The organism is Pantoea sp. X-Soil-OKNW-713 (genome assembly GCF_059730685.1).
In genome coordinates this window covers 1-23,105 of the sequence record NZ_AP035999.1, presented here as the reverse complement: position 1 = coordinate 23,105, position 23,105 = coordinate 1, and the positions used below count along the sequence as shown (strand labels likewise).

General features: G+C 52.0%; 26 protein-coding genes and 6 pseudogenes. 5 read left to right on the top strand and 27 right to left on the bottom strand.

Annotated features, from left to right (window positions below; translation table 11 throughout):
• Positions 1-120: 120 nt before the first annotated feature.
• On the top strand, positions 121-381 hold the full coding sequence (locus AC6I8R_RS26200) for a hypothetical protein (protein ID WP_021185320.1): 261 nt from the start codon (positions 121-123) through the stop codon (positions 379-381).
• A gap of 95 nt (positions 382-476) precedes the next feature.
• On the opposite strand, the gene AC6I8R_RS26195 is transcribed toward AC6I8R_RS26200, so the two are convergent.
• The 3 genes from AC6I8R_RS26195 to feoA form a co-directional block, all read right to left on the bottom strand.
• Positions 477-923 (bottom strand): hypothetical protein, encoded by a 447-nt coding sequence (locus AC6I8R_RS26195; protein WP_497833320.1) that lies wholly within the window; start codon positions 921-923, stop codon positions 477-479.
• A 115-nt stretch (positions 924-1,038) separates the two neighbouring features.
• Positions 1,039-3,381 carry a Fe(2+) transporter permease subunit FeoB gene (gene feoB, locus AC6I8R_RS26190; RefSeq protein WP_497833319.1) on the bottom strand — a complete coding sequence of 781 codons (2,343 nt, stop codon included), beginning with the start codon at positions 3,379-3,381 and terminating at the stop codon, positions 1,039-1,041.
• Positions 3,378-3,605: a ferrous iron transporter A gene (gene feoA, locus AC6I8R_RS26185; protein WP_497833318.1), complete on the bottom strand. Its 228-nt coding sequence runs from the start codon at positions 3,603-3,605 to the stop codon at positions 3,378-3,380. The genes feoB and feoA overlap by 4 nt, the downstream gene beginning before the upstream one ends.
• Positions 3,606-4,262: 657 nt before the next feature.
• Here feoA and AC6I8R_RS26180 point away from each other — a divergent pair.
• Positions 4,263-4,785: pseudogene (locus AC6I8R_RS26180) on the top strand (IS5 family transposase); the annotation flags it as partial.
• Positions 4,781-5,021 (top strand): annotated as a pseudogene (locus AC6I8R_RS26175) (integrase core domain-containing protein); the annotation flags it as partial. The pseudogenes AC6I8R_RS26180 and AC6I8R_RS26175, both read left to right, overlap by 5 nt.
• A 137-nt stretch (positions 5,022-5,158) precedes the next feature.
• On the opposite strand, the gene traI reads toward AC6I8R_RS26175, so the two are convergent.
• The gene (traI, locus tag AC6I8R_RS26170; RefSeq protein ID WP_497833317.1) at positions 5,159-7,120 is read right to left on the bottom strand and encodes a TraI/MobA(P) family conjugative relaxase; all 1,962 of its coding nucleotides are present in this window, start codon (positions 7,118-7,120) and stop codon (positions 5,159-5,161) included.
• Positions 7,120-7,461 (bottom strand): plasmid mobilization protein MobA, encoded by a 342-nt coding sequence (mobA, locus tag AC6I8R_RS26165; RefSeq protein WP_497833316.1) that lies wholly within the window; start codon positions 7,459-7,461, stop codon positions 7,120-7,122. Before mobA ends, traI begins: the two co-directional genes overlap by 1 nt.
• A 256-nt stretch (positions 7,462-7,717) precedes the next feature.
• Between mobA and AC6I8R_RS26160 the strand changes: the two genes are divergently transcribed.
• A complete protein-coding gene (locus tag AC6I8R_RS26160) occupies positions 7,718-7,915 on the top strand; it encodes a molybdopterin-guanine dinucleotide biosynthesis protein MobC (RefSeq protein WP_497833315.1) in 198 nt (65 codons plus the stop codon).
• Between the two features lie 236 nt (positions 7,916-8,151).
• On the opposite strand, the gene AC6I8R_RS26155 is transcribed toward AC6I8R_RS26160, so the two are convergent.
• The 6 genes and pseudogenes from AC6I8R_RS26155 to AC6I8R_RS26130 all read right to left on the bottom strand — a co-directional run.
• Positions 8,152-8,565 carry a hypothetical protein gene (locus tag AC6I8R_RS26155; RefSeq protein ID WP_497833314.1) on the bottom strand — a complete coding sequence of 138 codons (414 nt, stop codon included), beginning with the start codon at positions 8,563-8,565 and terminating at the stop codon, positions 8,152-8,154.
• Positions 8,566-8,576: 11 nt separating this feature from the next.
• A complete protein-coding gene (locus tag AC6I8R_RS26150) occupies positions 8,577-8,924 on the bottom strand; it encodes a hypothetical protein (RefSeq protein WP_497833313.1) in 348 nt (115 codons plus the stop codon).
• 88 nt (positions 8,925-9,012) lie between these two features.
• Positions 9,013-9,297 carry a hypothetical protein gene (locus AC6I8R_RS26145; protein WP_497833312.1) on the bottom strand — a complete coding sequence of 95 codons (285 nt, stop codon included), beginning with the start codon at positions 9,295-9,297 and terminating at the stop codon, positions 9,013-9,015.
• Positions 9,298-9,305: 8 nt separating this feature from the next.
• Positions 9,306-9,584, bottom strand: a complete 279-nt coding sequence (locus AC6I8R_RS26140; protein ID WP_497833311.1) for a hypothetical protein — start codon at positions 9,582-9,584, stop codon at positions 9,306-9,308.
• Positions 9,581-9,730, bottom strand: coding sequence for a hypothetical protein (locus AC6I8R_RS26135; protein WP_021185332.1), 150 nt, complete (start codon positions 9,728-9,730; stop codon positions 9,581-9,583). The genes AC6I8R_RS26140 and AC6I8R_RS26135 overlap by 4 nt, the downstream gene beginning before the upstream one ends.
• A 372-nt stretch (positions 9,731-10,102) precedes the next feature.
• Positions 10,103-10,321: pseudogene (locus tag AC6I8R_RS26130) on the bottom strand (DUF905 family protein); the annotation flags it as partial.
• Positions 10,322-11,383: 1,062 nt separating this feature from the next.
• Between AC6I8R_RS26130 and ltrA the strand changes: the two are divergent.
• Positions 11,384-13,049 (top strand): annotated as a pseudogene (gene ltrA, locus AC6I8R_RS26125) (group II intron reverse transcriptase/maturase).
• 297 nt (positions 13,050-13,346) lie between these two features.
• On the opposite strand, the gene AC6I8R_RS26120 reads toward ltrA, so the two are convergent.
• From AC6I8R_RS26120 to AC6I8R_RS26045, 16 genes and pseudogenes are all read right to left on the bottom strand, one after another.
• Positions 13,347-13,712: a type II toxin-antitoxin system PemK/MazF family toxin gene (locus AC6I8R_RS26120; protein ID WP_164483429.1), complete on the bottom strand. Its 366-nt coding sequence runs from the start codon at positions 13,710-13,712 to the stop codon at positions 13,347-13,349.
• Entirely contained in the window at positions 13,712-13,984 is a 273-nt protein-coding gene (locus AC6I8R_RS26115) for an AbrB/MazE/SpoVT family DNA-binding domain-containing protein (RefSeq protein WP_208726676.1), read from the bottom strand. Before AC6I8R_RS26115 ends, AC6I8R_RS26120 begins: the two co-directional genes overlap by 1 nt.
• A 218-nt stretch (positions 13,985-14,202) precedes the next feature.
• Positions 14,203-14,412 carry a transposase domain-containing protein gene (locus AC6I8R_RS26110; RefSeq protein ID WP_497833310.1) on the bottom strand — a complete coding sequence of 70 codons (210 nt, stop codon included), beginning with the start codon at positions 14,410-14,412 and terminating at the stop codon, positions 14,203-14,205.
• Positions 14,413-14,418: 6 nt separating this feature from the next.
• A pseudogene (locus AC6I8R_RS26105) lies at positions 14,419-14,523 on the bottom strand (IS66 family transposase); the annotation flags it as partial.
• Positions 14,478-15,596 carry an IS66 family transposase gene (gene tnpC, locus AC6I8R_RS26100; protein ID WP_497833309.1) on the bottom strand — a complete coding sequence of 373 codons (1,119 nt, stop codon included), beginning with the start codon at positions 15,594-15,596 and terminating at the stop codon, positions 14,478-14,480. The gene tnpC and the pseudogene AC6I8R_RS26105, both read right to left, overlap by 46 nt.
• A 186-nt stretch (positions 15,597-15,782) precedes the next feature.
• The gene (gene tnpB, locus AC6I8R_RS26095) at positions 15,783-16,130 is read right to left on the bottom strand and encodes an IS66 family insertion sequence element accessory protein TnpB (RefSeq protein ID WP_497833308.1); all 348 of its coding nucleotides are present in this window, start codon (positions 16,128-16,130) and stop codon (positions 15,783-15,785) included.
• A gap of 184 nt (positions 16,131-16,314) precedes the next feature.
• Complete coding sequence (locus AC6I8R_RS26090; RefSeq protein WP_497833307.1) at positions 16,315-16,521, bottom strand: transposase; 207 nt, start codon at positions 16,519-16,521, stop codon at positions 16,315-16,317.
• A 339-nt stretch (positions 16,522-16,860) separates the two neighbouring features.
• Positions 16,861-17,175, bottom strand: coding sequence for a helix-turn-helix domain-containing protein (locus tag AC6I8R_RS26085; RefSeq protein WP_497833306.1), 315 nt, complete (start codon positions 17,173-17,175; stop codon positions 16,861-16,863).
• Positions 17,168-17,512 (bottom strand): annotated as a pseudogene (locus tag AC6I8R_RS26080) (toxin). The gene AC6I8R_RS26085 and the pseudogene AC6I8R_RS26080 overlap by 8 nt, the downstream one beginning before the upstream one ends.
• Positions 17,513-17,564: 52 nt before the next feature.
• Complete coding sequence (locus AC6I8R_RS26075; protein WP_497833305.1) at positions 17,565-17,702, bottom strand: hypothetical protein; 138 nt, start codon at positions 17,700-17,702, stop codon at positions 17,565-17,567.
• Between the two features lie 283 nt (positions 17,703-17,985).
• Entirely contained in the window at positions 17,986-18,303 is a 318-nt protein-coding gene (locus AC6I8R_RS26070; RefSeq protein ID WP_497833304.1) for a HigA family addiction module antitoxin, read from the bottom strand.
• Between the two features lie 5 nt (positions 18,304-18,308).
• Entirely contained in the window at positions 18,309-18,584 is a 276-nt protein-coding gene (locus tag AC6I8R_RS26065; protein ID WP_497833303.1) for a type II toxin-antitoxin system RelE/ParE family toxin, read from the bottom strand.
• A gap of 78 nt (positions 18,585-18,662) precedes the next feature.
• On the bottom strand, positions 18,663-18,923 hold the full coding sequence (locus AC6I8R_RS26060; RefSeq protein WP_497833302.1) for a plasmid SOS inhibition protein A: 261 nt from the start codon (positions 18,921-18,923) through the stop codon (positions 18,663-18,665).
• Positions 18,924-20,083: 1,160 nt separating this feature from the next.
• Complete coding sequence (locus tag AC6I8R_RS26055; RefSeq protein ID WP_497833406.1) at positions 20,084-21,082, bottom strand: RepB family plasmid replication initiator protein; 999 nt, start codon at positions 21,080-21,082, stop codon at positions 20,084-20,086.
• A gap of 886 nt (positions 21,083-21,968) precedes the next feature.
• Complete coding sequence (locus tag AC6I8R_RS26050) at positions 21,969-22,286, bottom strand: hypothetical protein (protein ID WP_497833301.1); 318 nt, start codon at positions 22,284-22,286, stop codon at positions 21,969-21,971.
• On the bottom strand, positions 22,283-22,909 hold the full coding sequence (locus tag AC6I8R_RS26045; protein WP_021185341.1) for a ParA family plasmid-partitioning AAA ATPase: 627 nt from the start codon (positions 22,907-22,909) through the stop codon (positions 22,283-22,285). Before AC6I8R_RS26045 ends, AC6I8R_RS26050 begins: the two co-directional genes overlap by 4 nt.
• Positions 22,910-23,105: the final 196 nt, after the last annotated feature.

The window sequence follows — 23,105 nt, the reverse complement described above, 5'->3', positions numbered from 1 at the left end:
GAGTTGTATCATCTTGTAACGAAACGTAATAAGCACTCTTCCGAAAAAGATACAAAATAATTACACTTTTTCGGACCGGTAAGAGATGCTGCCTTCCCCGATCACACAGAGATAATAACAATGAAAAACACCTACTACATCAGCATCTCCAAAACCAATGATAATCATATCCTGCATAACGCCACCTGCCGAATTTATGCTGAAAATAAAGAGGATATGATTCTGATTGGTCGTTACGAGCAACTTGTGATTGCACTGGGCGTTTCTCGCAATAACTTCAGAAAAGTTACACCGTGCCCGCAATGCGTCCTGAAACGTCGGTTGTATAACTTTTCACGACCACGGCAGGAACCTGTCCCGGTGCGCCATTTCCCGGATTAATTACCGGGCATGGCTGACAATCGTAGCGGTGCGATTTATCGCGTGATGATGCTAAAACGCGCGATAAATCGCGCCGCTACATGCCAGAGCTTACCTCAATTGCCCCGCGTTTCCCGCCGCCAGGCATAGCTACAGGCGATAATTGCCAGCATTAACACCGACGCTTTGACCAGCCATTCGGCGGTTATCACGCGCCTGAGCATACTGAAATAACCTTCTGCATAAAGCGGCACATGGGCGATTTTCAATGCAAAAATATAGAGGATACCCAGGACGACTAGCTTACCGATAAACCAGCCAACCGCCGGGACAAGCAGCCAGAGTTTGCGGTTGGCAATACGATTCCTCAGGCAAACGAAGCACAGCAGCGGTATCATTGCCGGGATTATCTGGATGCTGTTCACCGCAATCAGTTGCACCCACGGCACGCCGAATTGTTGACGCATCTGCCACGACATGGCGATATCAACAGGTAACGTGCAATACAGCAGCAAAAAACAGACAACGCTCCATACCAGGGCAGCCCTTAACGCATTATTCATCCTGATTCCCTCACGAGATATGTTGCGTTTATCGAACAATGCATAACAGTAAAGTTATTTACCGCCATGAAATCTGATATTTTTCTGAGAGTTACCAGGAATTTTCTTTGAGCAATTAGGTTTTTGCTACGCGGTGATCAGCCTGATTATTACAACACCCGTGACCTCCCCCACATTCTGCGGCCGTGTTCTGTGGTGCGAGCGTAAAATGATGCGACGTCATGCGTCTACCCAGACGACGCATCACCATCAGGATGACACCATTCAGTGCGATCACGCTGACCACGCAAAGCGAACTGAAGCCTGGATGTGCAGCAAAACTCACGCTTTGATAAAACAGGGTAGCCAGCGACCAAGCAATGTTTAATCCCCAGAAGAAGGAGAACAGCATCCAGTTGCGCCCTGCTTCACGGGCAATCGCCCCCATTACTGAGACGCAAGGCACGTAAAGCAGCACAAAGATCAGATAGCTGTAGGCAGCGAATCCATTACCAAACTTCGCACTCATCGCGCCCATCTGCCCGGCATCCATCACACCATCGCCTTTACTGGCCTCGATGGGGTTTGACAAGGCGCTTAAACTGAACGCCGCCGTCAGGCCATCGCGGGTTTGTGTCAGTGCGTCTTTGATTTCACTTAGCAGATTAAATTCGCGCGGGTCGAATTTCCCACTCTGAATATCTTCCCCGGTATAGAGGCTGTTCAGCGTCCCTACCACCACTTCTTTTGCCATGATGCCAGTGACCAACCCAACCGTGGCCTGCCAGTTATCTTGCGTGACGCCAATGGGTAGTAAGACTGGGGTAATCACTTTGCTGGCAGCAGCCAACGCCGAGTCATTGATGTTATCGACCGTTCGGCCAGTTAATGAAAAACTACTCAACACGCCAATCAACATGCTGACCAGGATAATGACCCTGCCCGCCCTTACGATAAACATTTTCAGCCGCTGCCAGGTTTGCAAGAGCAGGCTTTTAAGATGGGGTCGGTGGTAAACCGGCAGTTCCATAATAAACGGCGAAGCCTCACCCCGTAGCAACGTGTGCTTTAACACCAGGCCGGTGCCAATCGCTACCAGCATACCCAGTACATACAACGAGAAGACCAGGCTGGCACTGTGCGTATCAAAAAAGGCAGCAGCAAATACGGCAAAAATTGCCAGACGCGCGCCACACGACATAAAGGGGGCAATCAAGACCGTAATCAAACGTTCACGCGTGGTATCCAGGGTACGAGCGCCCATGACGGCGGGTACATTACAGCCAAAACCGACAATCAACGGCACAAAGGATTTGCCGGGTAGCCCCAGCGATTGCATCAGACGGTCCATCACAAAGGCGGCGCGCGCCATATAGCCGGAATCCTCCAGGAACGACAGGAAAAGATACATCAGACCAATTTGTGGGATGATCGGCAGCACCGTGTTGATCCCGGCTCCAATGCCCTGAGCCAGAAAGGTTGTCAACCAGTCCGGGAAATGCCAGCTGTAACCCAGCCATTGCGCACCATGAATAAACAACGCCACCGAACCGGCATCAAAGATAGGTTGTAGCGCAGCGCCAATATTGATCGACAACACAAACATCAAATACATCACGGCGAGAAACAACGGAATGCCCGCCCAGCGGTGAAGAAGGATATTGTCGAGTCGCTCGGTAAAACGACTCGGGGTACTGTGCTGAATATTGCTGACGGCGGCGCATAGTCCGTTTATAGCACGGTAGCGTGCATCGGCGATTGACATTGCGGGATCATCGCCTGCCTGTCGGGTGAGGTCAGCGAGGTGTGGCACCACCGCCGGACAAAGAGACTGGCTATTGATATCTCCCTCCAGCAACTGCAATGCCAGCCAGAATTGTTTTTCTGCTGGAATATCAGACGGCATCCTGGCACATAAGCGCGAGATAACCGCATCGATCGCCACCGGATAAATGACCTGCCTGACAGGCTGATGAGCACGTTCGCTGTCAATCACCGCCTTCAGTTGGGCTATGCCTGCACCACGCGTCGAGGTGAGCGAAACCACCGGACAACCCAGTCGCTGTGATAGTGAGGCAATATCGATATCAATATGCTGGCTGGCGGCAATATCCTGCATATTCAGCGCAATAATGCAGGGCACACCCAGTTCCAGCAGTTGAAAAGTGAGAAACAGATTGCTTTCGAGGTTGGATGCATCAACGACGTTAATCACCAGGTCAGCATCATCATTAAACAGGTACCGGCAGGCGATGCTTTCATCAATCGAGCTGTCGGCAGAGAGGGTGGTCAGCGAACGCGTTCCCGGCAGGTCAATCAGACGGACATCCGCCTGCGCGGTGAAAAACTGCCCCTCTTTGCGTTCCACCGTGACACCTGCCCAGTTTCCCACACGTTGGCGTGCGCCGGTCAGCTGGTTAAATAAAGTTGTTTTGCCGGTGTTGGGATTGCCGATCAGTCCGATGGTGAGTTGTTTCATGACACCACTTCCTCAAGCAACAGCGAGGCCAGGTCACTGTGTCGTACCGCCAGGCTAACGCGACGGGTGCGAATTTGCACCGGATCCCCCAGCGGAGCGATACGGATAACCTCAATCAGCGATCCAGGTAACATCCCCATGGTTAACAACTTCTGCCGCCAGTGCGGGTTTATCGCGGGTTGGTAACCCGCAATGCGCCAGGTGGTTTGCGTTTTTATCTGCATATCATCAGCCAGTCCGGTAATCAGGAACGGCGATTATATAAATGATAAGCATTCCACTTTTTTGATCTGAGACGTGATCAGAGTGGGGAGCAGGGTTTTAATTTCAATAAATGTTAACGGCGAGCGTATTTGTGCGGATTTTCAGGTTTTCATCAGTCTATTGCCAGGCCGACGAGCTCACCAGGCGTCTGGCGGGATCTGCTATAAAGGCAAAAGGATGTTGTAATTATTATCAGAAACAGCCTCACCAACGCGTTGGTAAAACTAAGAATGGGTCACGCAGTAGCGCCTTAAATAACGCTGCTGCGGAAATAATGCCGCTAATGTTTTCTGCTATGTGCCCCCAAGCCGGAATAATTGACAAAAGACCTGCCGCTGTCTTTGCAAATTATATCCACTTTTTTGTGTGTTTCTTTGTGCATGGGGAGTTCGGTTTCAGAATAAAAAAACGCAGGGCACCCCTCAATATCGCAACGATATATTGGTGCCAGATTATGAGATTGCAGGTGCTGATAATAGGTGGCAAAGCTATCAAAAACTCGACTGCATAAGGGGTTCATACACTTGAAATTATTCATTCCATGATTTGCCACAAGGAATGTAAGGAATACATGGCGTTGTTGAATAAATCGAACTTTTGCTGAGTTTCAGGATCAGATCACGCATTCTCCTGACTACGCAGGCAGTACCGTCGCAAAGCAGAAGTTCAAAATCACCAGCTGGTCCACCTACAACAAAGCCCTCATTAACCGTGGCACCCTCACTTTCCGGCTGGACGATGAGGTGATTCAGGCCTGGTATGAGTCAGCAACGCCTTCATCCGGGGGAAGACCTCCGCGCTATTCTGACCTCGCCATCACCACTGTGCTGGCGATTAAACGCGTATTCCGGCTCAATCTGCGGGCTGCACAGGGTTTTAATGATTCCATTCTTCCCTGATGGGCGTTCCGTTGCGTTGTCCGGACTACACCAGTGTCAGCAAACGTGCTAAGTCGGTCAATGTCAGTTTTAAAACACCCACCCGGGGTGAAATCGCTCATCTGGTTATTGATCCCACCGGACTGAAGGTCTTCGGTGAAGGTGAGTGGAAAGTCAAAAAACACGGTAAAGAGCGCCATCGTATCTGGCGAAAGTTGCATCTTGCTTTGATGGTGAAACACATGAAATCATCTGCGCAAACTAACGGTATCAGCAATACGGTTCCACAAAACGATACTGAACGAGTTTTATCAGGTAACGTTCCGTAAAAAGTTATACGGTGATCTTGATACATTGCAGTCGGATCTTGATGAGTGGGTTGCTCACTAAAACAATGAGCGAACTCATCAGGGGAAAATGAGCTTTGGGCGGACGCCAATGGAAACATTACTTGATGGAAAATGCATCTGGTCAGAGAAGAATTTAAACCAGATGTAATCTAACAGATACCTGTATAAATAACCGGTAACTGTCAGATCAGGTCTGAGCTAATACAAATAACGTGATGATGTTGTAGCATTTTTAACGTGACACAGAATTCTGAACACTCTCTTATGTCTCTCTATTTAATCTCCTCATGGTCGTGGTAAATCTCTGATAACACGAGCAGGAGTATTTTCCGGCTCATTAGAATCATAACGAGGCACTGACTCCATCTCCGCAGCATTGTTGCGGTACTTCTCACGGAACCACGACTCGGTAACGTCAATTCGATCCTGCTGGGCTTTATTGCCAACGTTGAACCGATGGACTGCATTATTGGCATTCAGTACCGCGCCGCTGTCCAGCAGGCGGGTCACCGATTTTTGCTCACCATTGATGACTGCATTCTCGCCCGAACGACGTGCGGTTACTGCCGCTGCAAGCCACCACGTTTCCTGATCGGCTTCGCTTTGTGGATACACCTCCACCCTGTCACCATAATCAGCAACCTCAGTCTTTCCATTACGCTGGTATTCAACGCATCCGTTTTTACTGAGCATGACATCATGTGTCGGATTACGAAGAAGCGGAGCATCATCACCCGGCCCAAAATAAACCACTGCGTCAGGAGATTTATTCTGAGTGTCACGTTCCTTAGCATTACGTTTCTCACGGTAAGCCCAGCCACGCATCTGACTCAGTGCAGCAACGTCACCTTTCACCGCTTCACGTTCAACCCATGACTTCCAGCTCAGCGGACGGCTTTCTCCCGTATCTTTAAGAGTCTGACGCTCCTCGCGAAGCTTCAGGCGCAGTTCGGCCATCGCCTTCATCTTTTCAAACTCGGCAACGCGGTACATCAGTTTGCGCATCAGCGGGTCCCTGACGGTGTCACGGACGTGGGCTTTGGCGACCACACAGTGGGACGCAATCTGACGGAACCGCTCACCTTCGCGCAGGTCAGGCTTCTCCCAGCCGGTGCGATAAGCGTCATAACGGGCACGCAGAATGTCACGCGCTATCGCGCGGGCTTCGCGACGTTCACGACGCGCTTCCTGGTCACGAACGTGAAGCTGAGGCATGTAACAGTTCTGCATGTCCAGCATGCCGTCTTCAGGACGGTCAGGGTTATAAACCGGAGGGGCTGGCTGATACTTTCCGTGCTGACTGACCATCGAGACCAGACTGATGTCCGGATGAACGTCAGAAGCTTTCACGCTGACGCCTTCCGGGTTCATCAGATCGTATACGGCAAGCCCACCGCTCTGCTCGCGCAGTCCCAGACCGCGGGTATAGAGAATATTATGCAGACGGTCCCAGCTCATGTTGTCCTGCGCAATCACGTCAGAAAGTAACTGCCGGGTTTCCCGTACCGCATAGCCGTGCAGGCTTTCTTTGTCTGAGAAGATTTCACGCTTAGCAGCACCGCGCGGAGCAGAAGGCATATCGCGACGGGTACGGTGAAGGTCACCGTACTCATCCATATGCCAGCTGCCGTTATCCACTTTGAAATCGAACTCACGTTCCAGCACGCGGCAGCACTTCTGTAATTCATCGGCGTCGTTCCACATGTTCTGCGCGCGGAACGTGGTAGGGTGTACGCGGTTAGCCGATACGTGGCAGTGGATATTATCCGTGTCACGGTGAATGGCAGCCACGTACTGGTGTTCTTCCATGCCCAGCTGTTTGAGGCTGTAACGCACGGAGCGGAATACCGCATCGGGTGACGGGTCCTCATCGCCCTGCCAGGAAAAAATAAAGTGATACACCGCGTCTTTGCAGTGGCGGTTCTGCGAGGCGGTCATATCCATTTCTGATGCGGCAGTTTCCAGAGACCAACAGTTGGTTTCACACAGCACTTCACCCGAGAGCACGCGTTGAATGCCCTCGGGTGAAATGCTGACGATTTCGGTGGCAGGTGCTGCGCGCTTACGCCCGACGTAATCAACCAGCTGGCCAAATCCCGGCGTGGAGACATATTCGGTACCGGTGCTGATCGCTTCATGCGTCACGGCTTCACCCGGTTTGTTTTCCTCGCGCGTGCTCACGTAATTGACCAGCTTCCTGAAGCTGGTCTTCTTATCGCGACGCTTTGGCGGGATGATAACGTTCATCAGTCTTTCATGTCCTCGACAGGAACAGGGGTCATATCCAGCGCGTTTATGGCGTGCTTGATGCTGGTCAGCACCTCGGAAAACTGGAGGCTCAGTTCGGTCGTCATATTCGACTGCATCTGGGTATACAGGTGTTTCTGCAGGCCGCCAAGACGCAGTAGTTCGTTCATCATGCGAATGTCAGTGCGCACGGTAATGCGGCGGTTAAGTGCCGTGCGGCGCAGGTACTCAGAGGTCGTCAGCCCGGCCGCGACTGCCTTCTTTTTAATGGCATCAGCCTCAGCTTCCGTACAGCGAAGCTGAATAAGAGTGTTCTTCTGACGCTTCTCACTTTTCGACATAACTCAACCTTGGCACATTACCCGGGTCTCGGGGCGGAGCCCTGAGCAGGTCGTTTTGGCGTTAGCGTCTGCGTGCAGGCGGTAATGACAAAACATTTCCTGTCCCGTCTTTTAATCAACTGTTCGTATTTTGCCACTTAGCTGGTCAGAAGTAAACCGGCGTCATGTGAGGGTGAAGGGGGTGGAAATGGTGGTAAAAATCCAGAAAAATCGGGGCTTTACCAATGCGAAGGAAGAAATGAGATGGCAGCACGTAATGTTTTTCACACAGGAGCAGCTGGATGAGGCTCGCAGGAGGCTGGAAAATCTGCCGGATTTGACCCCACAGCGCATCACAAGAGAGGCCGCACTGGAAAATCTGAAAGATACCATTCTGGTTCTGGCGAAAGAGAAAGGTTACACGGTAGCGGATATCAAATCAGCACTGGACGCAATGGATTTTCGTTTTCAGTGATAAAGCTATTTCTGCGGTGATAAACGGAGTAAGTGGAAGAAAAAGCGTCAGGCTCGTAAGTCTGAACCAGCACAGGATAAAATCAAACCGCAGGACAGTCAGACGGCATTATGAAAATCTCCGGCAGGAAAAACATTAACCTGCCGGAAATTTTCAACCCGTTGAGAACGGATAAAATCACTCCATTAAACAGGCTTCAGCGCCCTGAGTGAATCAACTATGCCTGACACCTTCATTCAGATTTTCCATTCATAACCGAAGGATCGTGAAACCCGTATTGTCGCAAACGGATAGCGATCTCGGAGGTAAATTTTACGTCCATCCGGCTCATCTGTGGGTTCATCAATGACGGTGAGTGACAGAAATTCTTTACCCTGAATGCCGCCAGACCCGCTGAAAACACCGCAGCAATAAAGGTAGTCAGCAAGGTCATTGAACTGCTCCGGTGTAAGCGACTTATCTGTATTTTCTGAATTGCCTTTAAGCTGATTAAGCGCATCAAAAATGGCACACTCGGTGATATTGTAAATCTTCAAATGTTCCTCATCAGTCAACGGACGCCCGAGTCTGAAGGAAACAGAATCTGTCACCAGTTCGGTGAATCCATCATGCGAGTCAGTCATCGCTTCTGTAATATCTTTGATGGTCATTTTCATTTCGTTCAGTCCCACTGTGTATCTTCGTCGGATTCCGCATCGAAGTGCATCCTGGCGGTATTCAGTGCACCTTCAAAAGAGACAGGACCGCTGTCCGGCCAGCAGTGCGCGCACAGGTGCATCAGGTCGGTCAGAAGATCAGTGACGGCAGTGTCAGCCGGTTCGCAGCTGTTTCCGATGCCCGTCATATCCGCGAAATGTAACAGCACTGATGCCGCAAGATTGATACGGCGTGCGTTGTCTGTCTCCGTTTCGACAGCCGATGCCCGTGCCGACAGGGCCTCTAAATCCAGGATGGTGAACGTTTTTTCAGAAAGCGATGCGGTCAGAGTGGTGCTGGTTTCAGAATGCATAATCATTTCCTCTGCGGTGGTCTGGCACAAGGGGGGTTTCCGGACAAATGACGTATCGGGGCCGGTCATACACTGGCCCCGATACGCATCAGGCGCAGATGGTTCGGTTATAAATCACCTTAAAATCGGTGTACTCCGGGCCATCCCGCAGCGGTTCCAGCCGCACCACGTTCTCCGCAACGCCGTTCATGGTCAGCACGCGCTCGATATCCGCGTGCCAGTCTTCATCCCCGCTCAGCGGAAACCAGAGGTTACTGTTAGCGCCGCTCAGTAGCGGGTCGCAACAGACGTGTACGCCGCGTCCGTGGCGGGTGTTATTGCTGGCTGTCACAATCAGTTCGCCGCGCACCTGACGCGTAAATGATGCGCGCACCAGTTGCGTTACAACGTCGTCCCAGCACCATTCCCTGTCATCCGGGACGGAAGCTCGACGCAGCGAAGGGACTTGCAGCCTGCGCGCGCCATACTTTGCGCAAGCTCCATTACAGAAGGCTCACCGCAGCTGGCGTCTGCGCCAGTGATCCAGTTGCCGTGATGAAAAAAGGCTTCGTCGCCGTTGTCCAGGCGTATAAAGGTGTATTCACCCAGCACGCGGAGAATGTCGTTCTGCGATACTGGTGAAAGAGAAAAAGGTAAATTCAGCGGAGTTGCGATGCTCATGCCTGCACCTCCAGCTGGTGACGTACAGCGCGCATAAAGTGCGTAAACTGGTTAAAGGTCATTTTTGGTACGCGCACACCACGTCCGCTGTTGAAAGCTTTTACAAATGCCGTTGCCTGTGCGAGGATTTGCGGGTCAAAAATCATATTACTCTCCTGAGTGTCTGGTCTTTGATGAGGCAGCCAGCTCCAACTGGCCGCCGTAATGAAGCAGGGGCTACCCTGCTTTTTTTACGCCTGTACGTTGCTGACCTGCTCCAGCTCAGCGGTCAGCCACTGGCTGGCTTTTAATAACGCCGCTTCACCCTGAAGCCCGAAATGCGCCAGAGCGATGCGCCCGGCTTCTTCCCAGACTTGCGACTCATCAGCCGGAAGCATCACCTGATTTACCGGCACCCGCTGCGCTACCGCCACGGCTAAGTTGTTCAGGATTTGGGTCATAAATTCACGACGCTGGCTGAGCGCCATCGTGACGTCATTCAGATCCGTCAGCGCCGTCAGTTGGTCATTAAGTGGCTGACGCACGCCATAGCTGTTGATGTACCTGCGCAGCCAGTAGCCCGCATCATGTTCAAAATCAAACGAGCGCCAGATAAGAGCGCCTGACGGCTCACGCACGACCAGGCGAAAGTGACTGCCCTGATCGTCTTCAATAAAGACGTTGCTGAAAGCAGCCGTGACGTGAGTAGCCTGCTCGCGCGAAAATGCGCCGTCTCCCAGTGCCGCTACGCAGCGCATTTCGGTTGTGGTGCCCGAAAAGCCCTTCTCTGACGCTGGTTTCTTCTTTCCGGTCTGGCCTTTCGCGGCAAAGGGCAAAGGAGCAACGACGAAGTGAGGGCATAAAGGGGCGACGACAAAAAGTTTTTGCGACCCCTGGCGAAAAGTTTTTGGCGGCGTGCATTTCACCCCTTTCTGCCTGAACCGGCGGTGCTACGACCAGCCCTCCGCGCAAGGGCTGGCCGGAAAGCAGAGGAGCGTCAGAAGGGACGTTTCAGACCGCCACGCGGGCTGGCCTTAAAGGCCCGGTGGGGGTTTGCCGGGACGGTGAAAGCGACGGCGAAGCCGGCAGCGGCCCTTGAACCTGGACATCAGCCCGAAACCGCTCGCGGACGAAACCCGCAGGGGTTCGGTGGCGCTTGGCGGCTATGCCGCTTAGCGACATAGGGCTCGACGACCCGGCTTGCCGGGGAGCCGGAGGGGGCCGTGCGACAGGAAGTCGTTTAACATATTGTTTTACATTAATAAAACCAGCTATTCCATTAGCTGTAGCCTACCGGAACAGGCGTTGCTGGCAACGGCGGGGTCTGAAGCTTCCGGGACAACGAGATCGAGCGTTAGCCCGGGGAGGCCCCCGTGAGGGAGCCTCCCTTGCTGCAAGCATCATGCGGCTGGATTGCCAGGCTGGTCAGAAGGGTTAACACATGTGAACTGTTGATGAACGCCGTTATCGGCAACAGGCCAAAGATGCTGAAAGGCCTGAACCAAAAGGGTATGAGATCTGGTTGCTCCACAGGGCCACCCGGAGCACATGGACACAAAGATCTCCGGTGAATAGACAGAACCCACCCTGACCTTTTGTATGTTAAACGGAACCTGGTAAACCCGTATCGCTGCCTGATGGCAGGTGAACCGTAAGGGACATTGTTGGCGGTGCGGGCAGAGGAGGACGGAAAAAGCGAATGCCTGATGGTAATCATCAGGATACGGAGCGGATCATACTTCGACGCGAAAGCGGGCAGACTTCCGTCTGGTCTTTAACTGCATGAAATATTGTAAAACTTTCAACAGGATATTTGTGAGATGAATACACACACCAGTGTGTCCACGATACCCCGCCCGGCAGGCTGGCACGCCATTGACTGGCGAGCCTGCCATGCCCGGGTGCGAAAGCTACAGCTACGGATTGCAGAGGCAACCCGACAGCAACAATGGCGGCGTGTCAGGGAACTGCAGCGCATTCTCACGCGTTCCTTCTCCGGCAAAGCCGTTGCTGTCAGGCGTGTGACTGAAAACACCGGGAAAAGGACGCCGGCGTGGATGGCAAAACATGGAACACCCCCGGATGAAAAATGGAAAGGAATGTGCAACCTGAGTCTGAGAGGTTACAGACCACTGCCGCTCAGGCGCATATACATCCCAAAATCGAATGGCAAAAAGCGTCCGCTGGGCATCCCGACAATAAGGGACAGAGCCATGCAGGCACTGTGGCTGCTGGCACTGGAGCCTGTGGCAGAAACAACGGCTGATAATAACAGCTATGGCTTCAGGCCCATGCGCAGTACTCACGATGCCATCGAGTCAATATTTCACCGGATGAGCCAGAAAGTATCGCCAGCATGGGTTCTTGAAGGCGATATCAAAGGGTGTTTTGACAACATCAGCCATGACTGGCTGCTGTCCAACATACCAATGGACAAGCGGATCCTCAGAAAATGGCTGAAAGCCGGATATATGGAAAAAGGCGTCTTCTTTCGCACCGAAAGCGGCACTCCGCAGGGAGGCATTATCTCTCCCCTCCTCGCCAATATGGCACTCGACGGACTGGAGGGAGAACTGATGCGTACATTCAGGAAGAGCAGACATTACGGGGCAAAACATCAGGTGAACTATGTGCGCTATGCCGACGACTTCATCTGCTCCGGGATCTCCCGCGAGTTACTGGAGAATGAGGTTAAACCCCTGATAGCGGAGTTCATGGAACAACGGGGACTTACGCTGTCTGAGGAAAAACAGCGATAACGCACATAGAAGAAGGCTTCGACTTTCTGGGTCAGAACGTCAGAAAATACGGCGGCAAGATGTAATCAAGCCTGCTAAAAAGAATCTGAAAAACTTTCTGAGCGTAGTCAGAAGAATAATTAGAGGGAATCCGACGCTTCCGGCATGGAAACTGATTAACCTGCTCAACCCCGTGATCCGTGGATGGGCGACCTATCATCACCATGTCGTGGCCAAAGATATCTTTAATTACGTCGATACCCAAATCTGGCGGGCAATATGGCGGTGGTGTAAACGGCGGCATACACGTAAAGGCCGGCGTTGGGTTGCAGATAAGTATTTCACATTTGGAGACAGGCGCTGGCTGTTCAGCGCCGCTACCCCGGAAGGAAAAATACTCTATCTCACCCGGGCGATGGATACGCCCATTAAACGCCATATCAAGATCAGAGGTGACGCGCCCCCTTATTCGCCCGGTATGGAAATCTACTTCGAGCGGCGTCTGGATCTGATCTGGACCGGAAAACTGAAGAAGATGAAAACCGTGGCGGCATTGTGGAAACGTCAGGGTAAATGCTGCCCGCGTTGCAGACAGCTCATCACCAACCAGACAGGTTGGAATATACACCACCGGGTCAGGAAGGTGATGGGCGGCAGCGACGATATGTCTAATCTTGAACTGCTACATCCCAACTGTCACCGTCAGTTACACAACAGGGAGGCCGGTGCCCATAACGGGCATTTATAAAGGCTTGAGCGGTATGCGGGGAAACTTGCACGTACCGTTCTCAGGGGGCGGTGGCGAAGTAATGCGCTGCTGCTACCCGACACGCTGTTGCTGTTGCTGTTGCTGTTAAAACGTAGTTTTATGCGGCGGGCAGTCGAAACTGACAGGAAAACCTCAGAAGCGGGACCCGATTTGGATATTGTGGCTATACGCATCCGGGTGGAGGGAACCGGTGCGCCAGCACCGGCTTTCCCGGTCCGCAGGGCGGCGGTGTTGCCGTTTCGGGCTGGCAGATAGCGCAATGTAAAACCGCGCCTCTCAGCGCGGGTCGATCAAATCCACGACCATCGACAGTATCTCGTCCATGATGTGTGGGGCCACCTTAGTGCTGTAGGTGGCCTTACGTGCAGCCAGGTCGAGCGAACGCAACTGATAGCACAGCGCAACGCCCGTCACCTTACCGGATTCGGTGCTGTCTCCGTCTAACCAGACCGTCACGGACTGCGAACGCGCGGCACCACCACCACTCGTTATCGGTACACAGACCGCCGTACCGAGCGCCGCAACAAGCTCCCTGGGGGAAATCACCAGGTAATAGTGTGGCCCTTTAAACTCCTTTCCTTCAACCGGATCGCCGTTAACATGCCAGATTTCACCTTTCTGCGGGATTCTGCGCGAAACCATCAGATAAACTCCCTTCCCTGTGGTCTCTCATTCGCGCCGTCGCTGATTTCGTCGTTTAACTGGCGGATTTCATCCTGGTCAATGCCTGCCAGTAGCTGCGCCACTGTCTTACGCCCACGGGCAACGCGACCTGACGGGCGAATACTTACAGCATCCCCTTCAGCGGTAACGTCCAGCAGTGTGCCAACGCTCCAGCCTGCTCTGGCTGCAATGTCGCTTGGGATGGTCAGCACAACCGCCCCGCCCTGTTGCCTCAGTTTTGTTACTGCCATATGCCCTCCGGCGTGTGTAACTTTGTCACACTTATAATAGCATTAAGTGAAACAAAGTCACACTTTATCGGTCCTTTAATCTCCTTTTTTTCGTTCCGACATATCGTGTAGGCATACTCTGCGTTGTTATTTATCACCGGCCGGGCAAAGGATGTTCCGGGCCGTCAGCTTGTTCGTAAGCGTACAGCGAGAACCGTATTGACAGGATTACCCGGAGATTATGCCCCGGGCAGGGTGACGCGCCACGGCAGTAACTCACCAACGCGGTTGACCGGCCAGTCGGCTATCACCGACAGCACATGGCGAAGATAACATTCAGGATCGATGCCGTTTAACCGGCAGCTTCCGATTAACCCGTACAACTGCGCGCCACGATCGCCGCCGTGGTCTGACCCGAAGAACAGGTAATTTTTCCGCCCCAGGCTCACCGTCCGTAGCGCGTTTTCCGCGATATTGTTGTCAGCCTCCGACCAGCCGTCGCTCGCGTAGTATTTCAGCGCATCCCACTGATTGAGCGCGTAAGCGAACGCCTTCGACAGTTCCGAGTGTCGTGACAGCGTTTTTCTGCTTCTCCCGCAGCCATCCTTCCAGCGCAGTCAGCAGCGGCACCGTTTTTTTCCTGCCGCACGGCCAGACGCTCCGATGCGCTTTTGCCCCGGATACCGGCTTCAACAGCGTACAGTTCCCCGATACGCCGCAGCGCTTCAGTCGTGGTGTCAGATGGCGTCCGGACGTGAACGTCGTGGATTTTACGCCGCGCGTGCGCCCAGCACGCCGCTTCCTTTATATGGCCTTCGCGGTACAACTCGTTGAACCCGGCGTACGCGTCCGCCTGCAGCACACCGCTGAACCCCGCAAGGTGCGACTGCGGGTGCATCCCTTTGCGGTCCGGCGAGTACGCGAACCACACCGCCGGCGCCATCGCCGAGCCTGCGTTGCGGCCATCACGCACGTAGGTCCACAGCCGGCCCGTTTTCGTTTTGCCATTGCCCGGCAGCAGCACCGGGACCGGCGTATCATCGGCGTGCAGCTTGCCGTCCGTCAGCACGTAGCGCTGCAGGGCTTCATCCAGCGGTGACAGCAGCTGGCAGCACGCGTCTACCCAGCCGGACAGCAGCGAACGGCTGAGCGTTACGCCCTGACGCTCGTATATCTCCGACTGCCGGTTCAGCGGCGTGTGCTCCGCATACTTTGACGTCAGCACCCGCGCCAGCAGACCCGGCCCGGCGATGCCGCGCTCGATGGGGCGCGACGGCGCGGGTGCCTGTATGATGCGGTCGCATTTTTTACAGGCGTGTTTTTCCCGCACCGTGCGGATAACACGGAACGCGCTGCGCATCAGGTCCAGCTGCTCTGCAACGTCTTCACCCAGGTATGACAGCACGCCGTCGCAGTCCGGACAGCAGGGTCCCGACGGAGTGAGACGTTTTTCATCGCGCGGCAGGGATTCAGGGAACGGTTTGCGCGTGCGGGTCTGCCGCAACGGTCGTGGTACCGGCGGGTCGTCCACGCGACCGGTGCGCTCGTCGCTGTCTTTCTGCATTGCGGTGAGCCGGGCTTCTATCTGCGCGATGCGCTTCGCCACCTTTTCAGAGCGGCTGCCAAAGTTCATGCGGCGCAGCTTATCCAGTTGCGCCTGCAGGTAGTCAACTTCGCGCTCGCGCTCATCCAGCCTTGCCTGCAGGAGGCGGTTCAGCGCCTCCTATTCAGCCAGGCGCTGTTTGAGAAGGGCGATGTCGTCGGGAAGAGATTCATTCATGGCGGGCATGCTACCAGGTTGCCCGCGAGGTGACCAGGATTACAGCAGCGTGAGGGGCGACAGCAGGCGCTTTGGCTGCCGCCAGTCGATGCCTTCCAGCAGCATGGCCAGTTGAGCGGGTGTGAGGAACACTTTGCCGTCGCGGGCCGACGGCCAGGCGAAGCGACCACGCTCCAGCCTTTTGGTCAGCAGGCACAGACCGTCACCGGTGGACCAGAGCAGTTTGACCTGGCTCCCGCTGCGCCCACGGAAGATAAAGACGTGACCGGACATCGGGTCATCTCTGAGGGTGGTCTGGATCTTTGCGCCCAGGCCGTTAAAGCCGTTGCGCATGTCAGTGATGCCCGCAACCAGCCAGATTTTTGTGCCGGATGGCAGGTTTATCACGGACGTCCTCCGCGCATGATGGCCGCCAGCATCGCGCTGAGTTGCTCCGGAGTGGGGTTATGGAGCGATATTTCCCCGCCCGGGAGCCGGATAATGCAGTCTGCGGTGGTGTCAGGCAGCGGTACCTGAGCGGGTAAAGGATGCACTATCTGAACCGGTACCAGCGCGGGCAATGCTGGCGTTTTTATTTTACGCCCCCGGGGCTTAGCGACGCGCCCTCATTTTTCCAGAGGCGCATCCATTTAAAGAGGAGGTTGTCGTTAACATTATGCTGTCGCGCCAGGGCGGCAACGCTGCCGTTTTCCTCAAGGGTTTTAAGCGCCATGTGAACCAGCCGCAGCTTAAATTCGGGCGTGTAGCGCTGGCGTGTCAGAGATTTAGAATCAGTCATCAGGTGTCCACCTAACCGGAATAAGTGGACGCTTAAATTACAGGAAGAGGCGAAATTAACCAGACGGTGCTGGCTGCACGCTTACGTTGCTGTTGCTGTTGCTGTTGCTGTTGCTGTTAACAGGATTTTTTCGGCGGCGGGAACAGGCAAAGGATCTGAGAAAAACCTTTGCTGATTCAGGGAAACGCATGCCGGACATAAGCGGCCTGGGATGGCCGGTGCGGCAGCACCGGCTGTTACCGGCCCGCAGGGCGGCGGTGTTGGCTTCCGGGGCATGAATAGAGCACAAAGAAAAACCGCGCCGGTCAGCGCGGTGTGGGGGTATCCGCTGGATTCGCCTCAGAGCTGTGCGAGAGTCTGCAACGTTTCCGGGTTCTGCTGCACCATACGGATCAGCAGAACGGCCTGAGCGTTAGGCTTAGCCCGGCCCTGCTCCCAGTTCTGATAGGTGGTTTCACCCGTGTGGAGATAATGCGCAAAAACAGCCTGTGACAGGTTTAGTTTTTCGCGCACGTCGCGCAGCTCCTGCGGCGCAATGGTAGCGGGCTCCCGCTTACTGACCTTATAGGTCTTGAGCGTGATTTTTCCGTCCTGATGATCTTTAAGCTCCTGCATACCCGTCATCAGTTCACTGAAAATGTCGCGTTCAGTCATATCTCAGCCCCTTTTTAATCACGTTCAGCGCCTCCGCCAGGGCATCGCGCTGCTGTTTTGTCAGATCGTCACGCTGATCTTTATCGTAGATGGTAAACAGGATGAACTGACCTTGTTCATTGGTCCAGTAGTAGATAACTCTGATCCCGCCTCTTGCACCCTTGTTGCGCAGCTCATCCTTGAAGCGAACTTTACGAAGACCGCCCGTATCAGGGATTACATCCCCCCTTTTTAGGGTCATCCAGTAACATGTTCTGAAATACCCTGAACTGATCGTCGTTCAGATACTCAGCCAGTATTTCTCAAAGCTGGAAAGCTCGATAAATATTGCCTGCATGGTTTCTCCCTGTCCTAACTCAGGGACATAATATCCCCATATTGGGGATATTTCAATATTCATCCGTCAGCAATTGAGGATAAGATTGTACCGTCAGTTTGTTCGGCACCAGCCAGCGGTTCATCGCTTTCTGCGCGCTGTCCATGTACAGCGCGCAGGTGGGTTTCCCCCGCCACTTCACAGGCGACATCTCCGGCGTACAGCTGAAGGGTTGCCGGCTTGCCGAGGCGCCGAAGGGGGCCCATGCTGTTGCTGTTGAAATGTATTTTTATACGGTGGGAGCCTCACGAAGGTGGAAGATGATTCAGATACACGCATGATGGACATACACGGCCTGCCGGGAAAGGACGGTGCACCAGCACCGACTTTTCCCTGCCCGCAGGGCGGCGGTGTTGCATTTTGCGGAACGAGCTGGGGGCACATGAAAAACCGCGCCATTCAGCGCGGTGTGTGCAGGTTTGTGCCAGAGTGCGTTACTTTACGGCGCGGTGAGGAGCAGAACCGACATTCATACCCGGATGCAGATGAACACCGGAAACATCGGTGGTTTCACGCGCCTTATGCAGGTCGCAGGCAGCCTGCATGGATAACCACAGGCGCGCCGCAATCCCCAGCCCCGCCTCCAGCCGTACTGCCATTTCCGGGCTGACAGACGCCTTTCCGCTAGCGACCTTACTCAGCGCCGAAGCTGACACGCCCAGCTCTTTCGCCAGCACACGCAGGCCGATGTTATTATCTTCAATGTACTCGGTGATCAGACCGCCCGGATGCGGGGGATTGAACATGGCCATCAGTGTTAGTCCTCCAGGTTGAGAATATAGGCATCACCGTCCGTGAATTCGAAGGTGATACGCCAGTTAGCCCTGACCGTGATGGAAAACAGGTTTTTCCTGTCTCCCTTCAGGGGGTGAAAACCAAAGCCCGGATAGTTTCTGAATTCATCCGTGGAAAGCGCCTCATCGATGGCCAGCAGGCGGAGCCGGACGCGTTCAGCGCCCTTCGTCTGTACGCCGCTTATATCACCTTTTTCAAACAGCTTCTGTAATCCTTTGTGCTTCCAGCCTTTAATCACTTTTCGGCTCCGCGTTTCCCATTGAGAAACAGTATATCATATGTTTCTCATCACGAAACAGCGATGAGAAAATTATTCTCAGTCTCGGTCTGACGGTGTCTGGGTCGTCAGCTTGTTGGGCACCACCCAGCGATTCATTTCTTTTTGAGCGCTGTCCAAGTGCATCGATCGCAAATGAATTTCCCCGGCTACCTCACAGGCGGTATCTCCGGCATACAGTTGAAGTGTTTCCAGGCCGTCCAGCGACGGAAAGCATCGTGCCCAAGCGGCGATCATATTTTTCATATCGTTTTCCGGTACTCTGTCACACCAGGCGGCAAACCAGCTGCGTAATTGCACCTGACTTGACTACCCATTTGCATTTTACTTGGCGACCGTTTGCAGATTACTTGACCATTGCCAACAAAAATTGGCGTATAGCTCACGTCTCATGACGAAGCCCGATCTGAACGGCAGCAGTGTGCCAGGAGCGGAAGTTGGAGTGCCAGAGACTCTAAAAGTTGATGGTTCTCTTTGCAGGGATGCTTACACTTGACTGGTGGAGGAAGTCTCCCATGGATTCGGCTCTGCATGCATATCAGTCCGACATGGCGCAATTCTGTATCCCGTGACGTCTCGAGACAGTTACGAAGCCGTTAAGTCCTGCATCTCGTCATAGATTATGTTGAGCTTCCTTCTACTCATTACAGTTTATATCCCTGTGCGATGTCCCAAAGCCGTGCGAATAGTCACCCTCATAGGCGCGACGTTACCAAAACCCTTTCATGACGCTTTCCTAATAACGGAAACATCATAATTTATTGTTATATTTAATTAGTGACGCTGTCACAATGTGTTTCTGACTCTTATTTTGTTTACCCTCTGACACTTCCCTCAGGCCGTTATAACGCCTTTATCCTGGCGTTTACTGCAAAGATCCCGTTCGCTCTCTATAGCTTATATAAGCTATAGAGAGCAGGCTTATACGGCAGCACTGCATAAGCTAGAGTGAGTTGAGATAAGCTGTAGTGAGTACAATACTTAGTTATCACGCCACCCCACAAATGCTAGTAATCACTAACATATTATAAATCATGTGGTTATATGTTAGTGGTTACCAGGGCGGTAGCACAATATAAGCTATAGCAAGTTGGCTACTCCTCTCATTCTATATATAAGCTATAGGGAGTAATATATCTGTTCTGTCAACGTCGAGATAAGCTGTAGTGAGTAATTCTGGCCCATGAGGATAGTCAACATAAGCTGTAGTGAGTAAAAAATGTGATGCCCTACCCTTTTGGCAGGCACCGGACAGGCATTCTGCTCACTATAGTTTATTTCATAAGCTATAGTGAGCAGAATACATAAACTATAGGGAGTAACAGCCACTGATCAAACATGAGAAGATGATGATAAAAAATAATAAATCAGGATATTAACCGGATAAGATAAACTGTAGGGAGTGTAGTGGGAGGTAACATAAACTGCAGTGAGTAACCTACTCACTGCAGTTTATCGGCTTATTTGCCTTTGAAGAGTTTTTCGAGATCGGCCATAGAAATGCCTAACTTACTCAGAAGGTTGAGCTTTTCCTGAAGCTCCGCATCAACAGGTTCACCTGGTGTGACAGGCACTGGTGGTTGTGCGTTTTCAGCACTCTCGTTCCTGGGCGCTTTCAGCTTTGGCCGACGATAATGCACATTAAAATAGACGCTACGCCCCCGTTGCACCTCGGAGTAATCAAGATATCCAATCTCCTTAAGTTGCTCCATAGCACGCCGTACCGTCTGGTTTTGCGAAAACACCGGTGACTTCAGGTTCAGCCTGTCACGCAAGCGAGCCAGTGAGATCGGTGCCGGATTCTTTGGCAGGCTTTCGATATAGGTGTACAGCGCCTGAGCAGACTCACGTCGCTTCAGCGCATTAATCGCTTTAAGCTGCAAAAGCACCTTACGATCAAACTCATACAGCTCAAACAGTTTGGGATCCGCTTGTAAAATCACGATATCTTTTTTGGTATCGTAATAGGCTGACTGAACCAAATGCGTGATGTATTCCTTACCATCTTCCCCCATATTGCTGGTAAAGGAGATCGTTGTCGCTGCGATACGCTTCAGAGACGGACTGATGCGCTCTCTGAGTTTTTTTGAAGAACGGCTGGAGGGGATTCCGCAGAGTTTGGCAAATTCAACGAAGGGAAGCTGCACCTTGTCACCGATGACTTTATGCTTGGCAAAAGAGTGAATGATCCCGACCCAGGTCTTGAAATCATTGTCCATATCCAGGCGCGGACCGACTATCTCGACTTTATCAAATCCCTCTGCTTTAGCCAGCGAAAGTCGGGTCAATTCTTCCGTTGCATCAGTGGTAGAAAAGGTTTTATTTTTACTGTTTTTCAATGACTTAAGCGTGGGGACAAATACACCGAGCCTCATCAATGCAACGGGTTGAACGGTATTATTTGCATTCGGCGTTAGCGTGATCACCTCACCTGTAATTTTGTCCGTTTCTTCAAACAGTTTTTTGAGGTCAAGATTTTCGCTGTCCACAGGCTTTCTCACGGTTTTCGATGATGATCGACAAAAGGATCGAGGCATCTGGATTTGTGAATGACAGAACAACAACTCACGCAGGGCGAGCCTAATTGCATGAAGACAGGAAGAAAAAACTATCCACAGCAATATCTGTGTTCAAGGTGTTTGACTCACTATAGCTTATGTCGCTTTCTAACTACAGCTTAGATTTAACAATCTATAGCTTATTATAAGCTGCCTATAGTTTATAATTTACTTTCTATAGCTTATGCAATACCCCTTTCAGGCCAGAACTGGTGCGGGCTGGCGCGATCGGGGATCTATATGGGATCTATATGGGATCTAAAATGGATCTAAATTATTGGGATCTAGACTGTGGATAAGTGGATATCTTGCTGACCGTTCTCAGTAATTCTGAGGCTTATGTGAAAAATGCGAAGTCAAAATCGTTCTGCAATAAGGCACGTTTTCCGGCTTATACAAACCCTGGGTAAATCCTCCCCCTGATAAGCAGCTTTGTTGACTGTTACGGATTAACATTCAGCTTGTCATAAGCAAGCTGAGCACAACATGGTGCCTGTAAGCGTGTGTACGTCACCCTGCGAGCCTTAAAGACCAATTGCGGGAAAAATCCTCTTTCTTCTTTCTGGTGAAGCCGTGTGGGGTTCTACAGCGTGGTTTCCTTACACCTGGAATATAAATTTATCGACCTGATGATCATGACGGATTTCTTGCGAAGTGAAATGGATCGACAGCACTGAACAACTGATCCTGAACTGACAAAATCACTTAAAGGAGAAGAACGAGTTATAACGTCATAAGTTAGTTATTATGTTGTTAAGATGATAACTAACTTTCTTGATAACATTGCTTACTGAAGTTTCGCTCTGCTGATCAACACAGAGATCTCTTCATCAGAGAAACGCTCCAGACCTAGAATCGCAGCACGTACAATATCCGAACGATTAACCCTCGTCCCTCCGGCAAGAATTTCATTACGTATACGGTTATCAATCTCGCTAAGATTTTCGTCAGTGAAAGAGATGCTGACAGGTTTTGCTTTAGCTTTCTTCACAGGCTCTGCTTCAACTGCATTTATGTCTGGAGCGGTATTGGGTGACAACGCTGCTGTGCCACCATTGATAAAGTCGTTTTCTCTGTCTTTCATCACACTGGATCTGTTTCTCATAGAATGACCTCCTGGATCAGTCTTTCGACTTCATCTTTCGCTTTTCTGTTTTCTGTTTCATAGATGGTCATGGATTCAGCCCAGGCATCTCGGTGCGCTTTACGATCACAAATGCGGGTATCGGCCAGTTTCATTTGAGGGAAATCTTCCAGTACTTGAGCAGCTTCGTTGCCTTCATTTACGAACATGTTGGTAGGTGTCATGTTAAGCACCAGATATCCTTTAACATCCTCATTGAAATCTTTTGCGGCTGTGAACACCGAGCAGGTATGTGGCACGACATCGAGGTCCATCTGAGAAGGACGCAGCGGTGAGATAAAGACATCGGCGGCCATCAGGCCACTGCGCATCTCTGCACTGTCTCGTCCGGCGCAGTCAGCAATGATGAAGTCATAGGATTTTGCGTGCTCTTTCAGCATCGCTTTAATATTGCCAGAAGCACCAGTGACGGGAATATGTGGCAGCGATTCCGGGCGATTGTTGTACCAGGTCAACACAGATTTTTGGTCATCGGCATCAACTATCAATACCCTGTAGCCACGGGAAAGTAAGCCAGCCGCAATCGAAACAGCCAGCGTACTTTTGCCAACCCCACCCTTCTGGCTTCCTAAAACGATAATCATTGATGAGCTCCATTGAAGACGACAAACACAGGAATAACTATGCCTGATTATCTTAACAAGATAACTAAATAACAACAAGGCAAGAGATTATCTTGTTATAATAGTAAGGTTGTTCAATATAACCACATGACAATATAGGATTGTTAAGATAATATCATGTTATGATAATGCAGCATTAGGCTCACATTGTTATTAT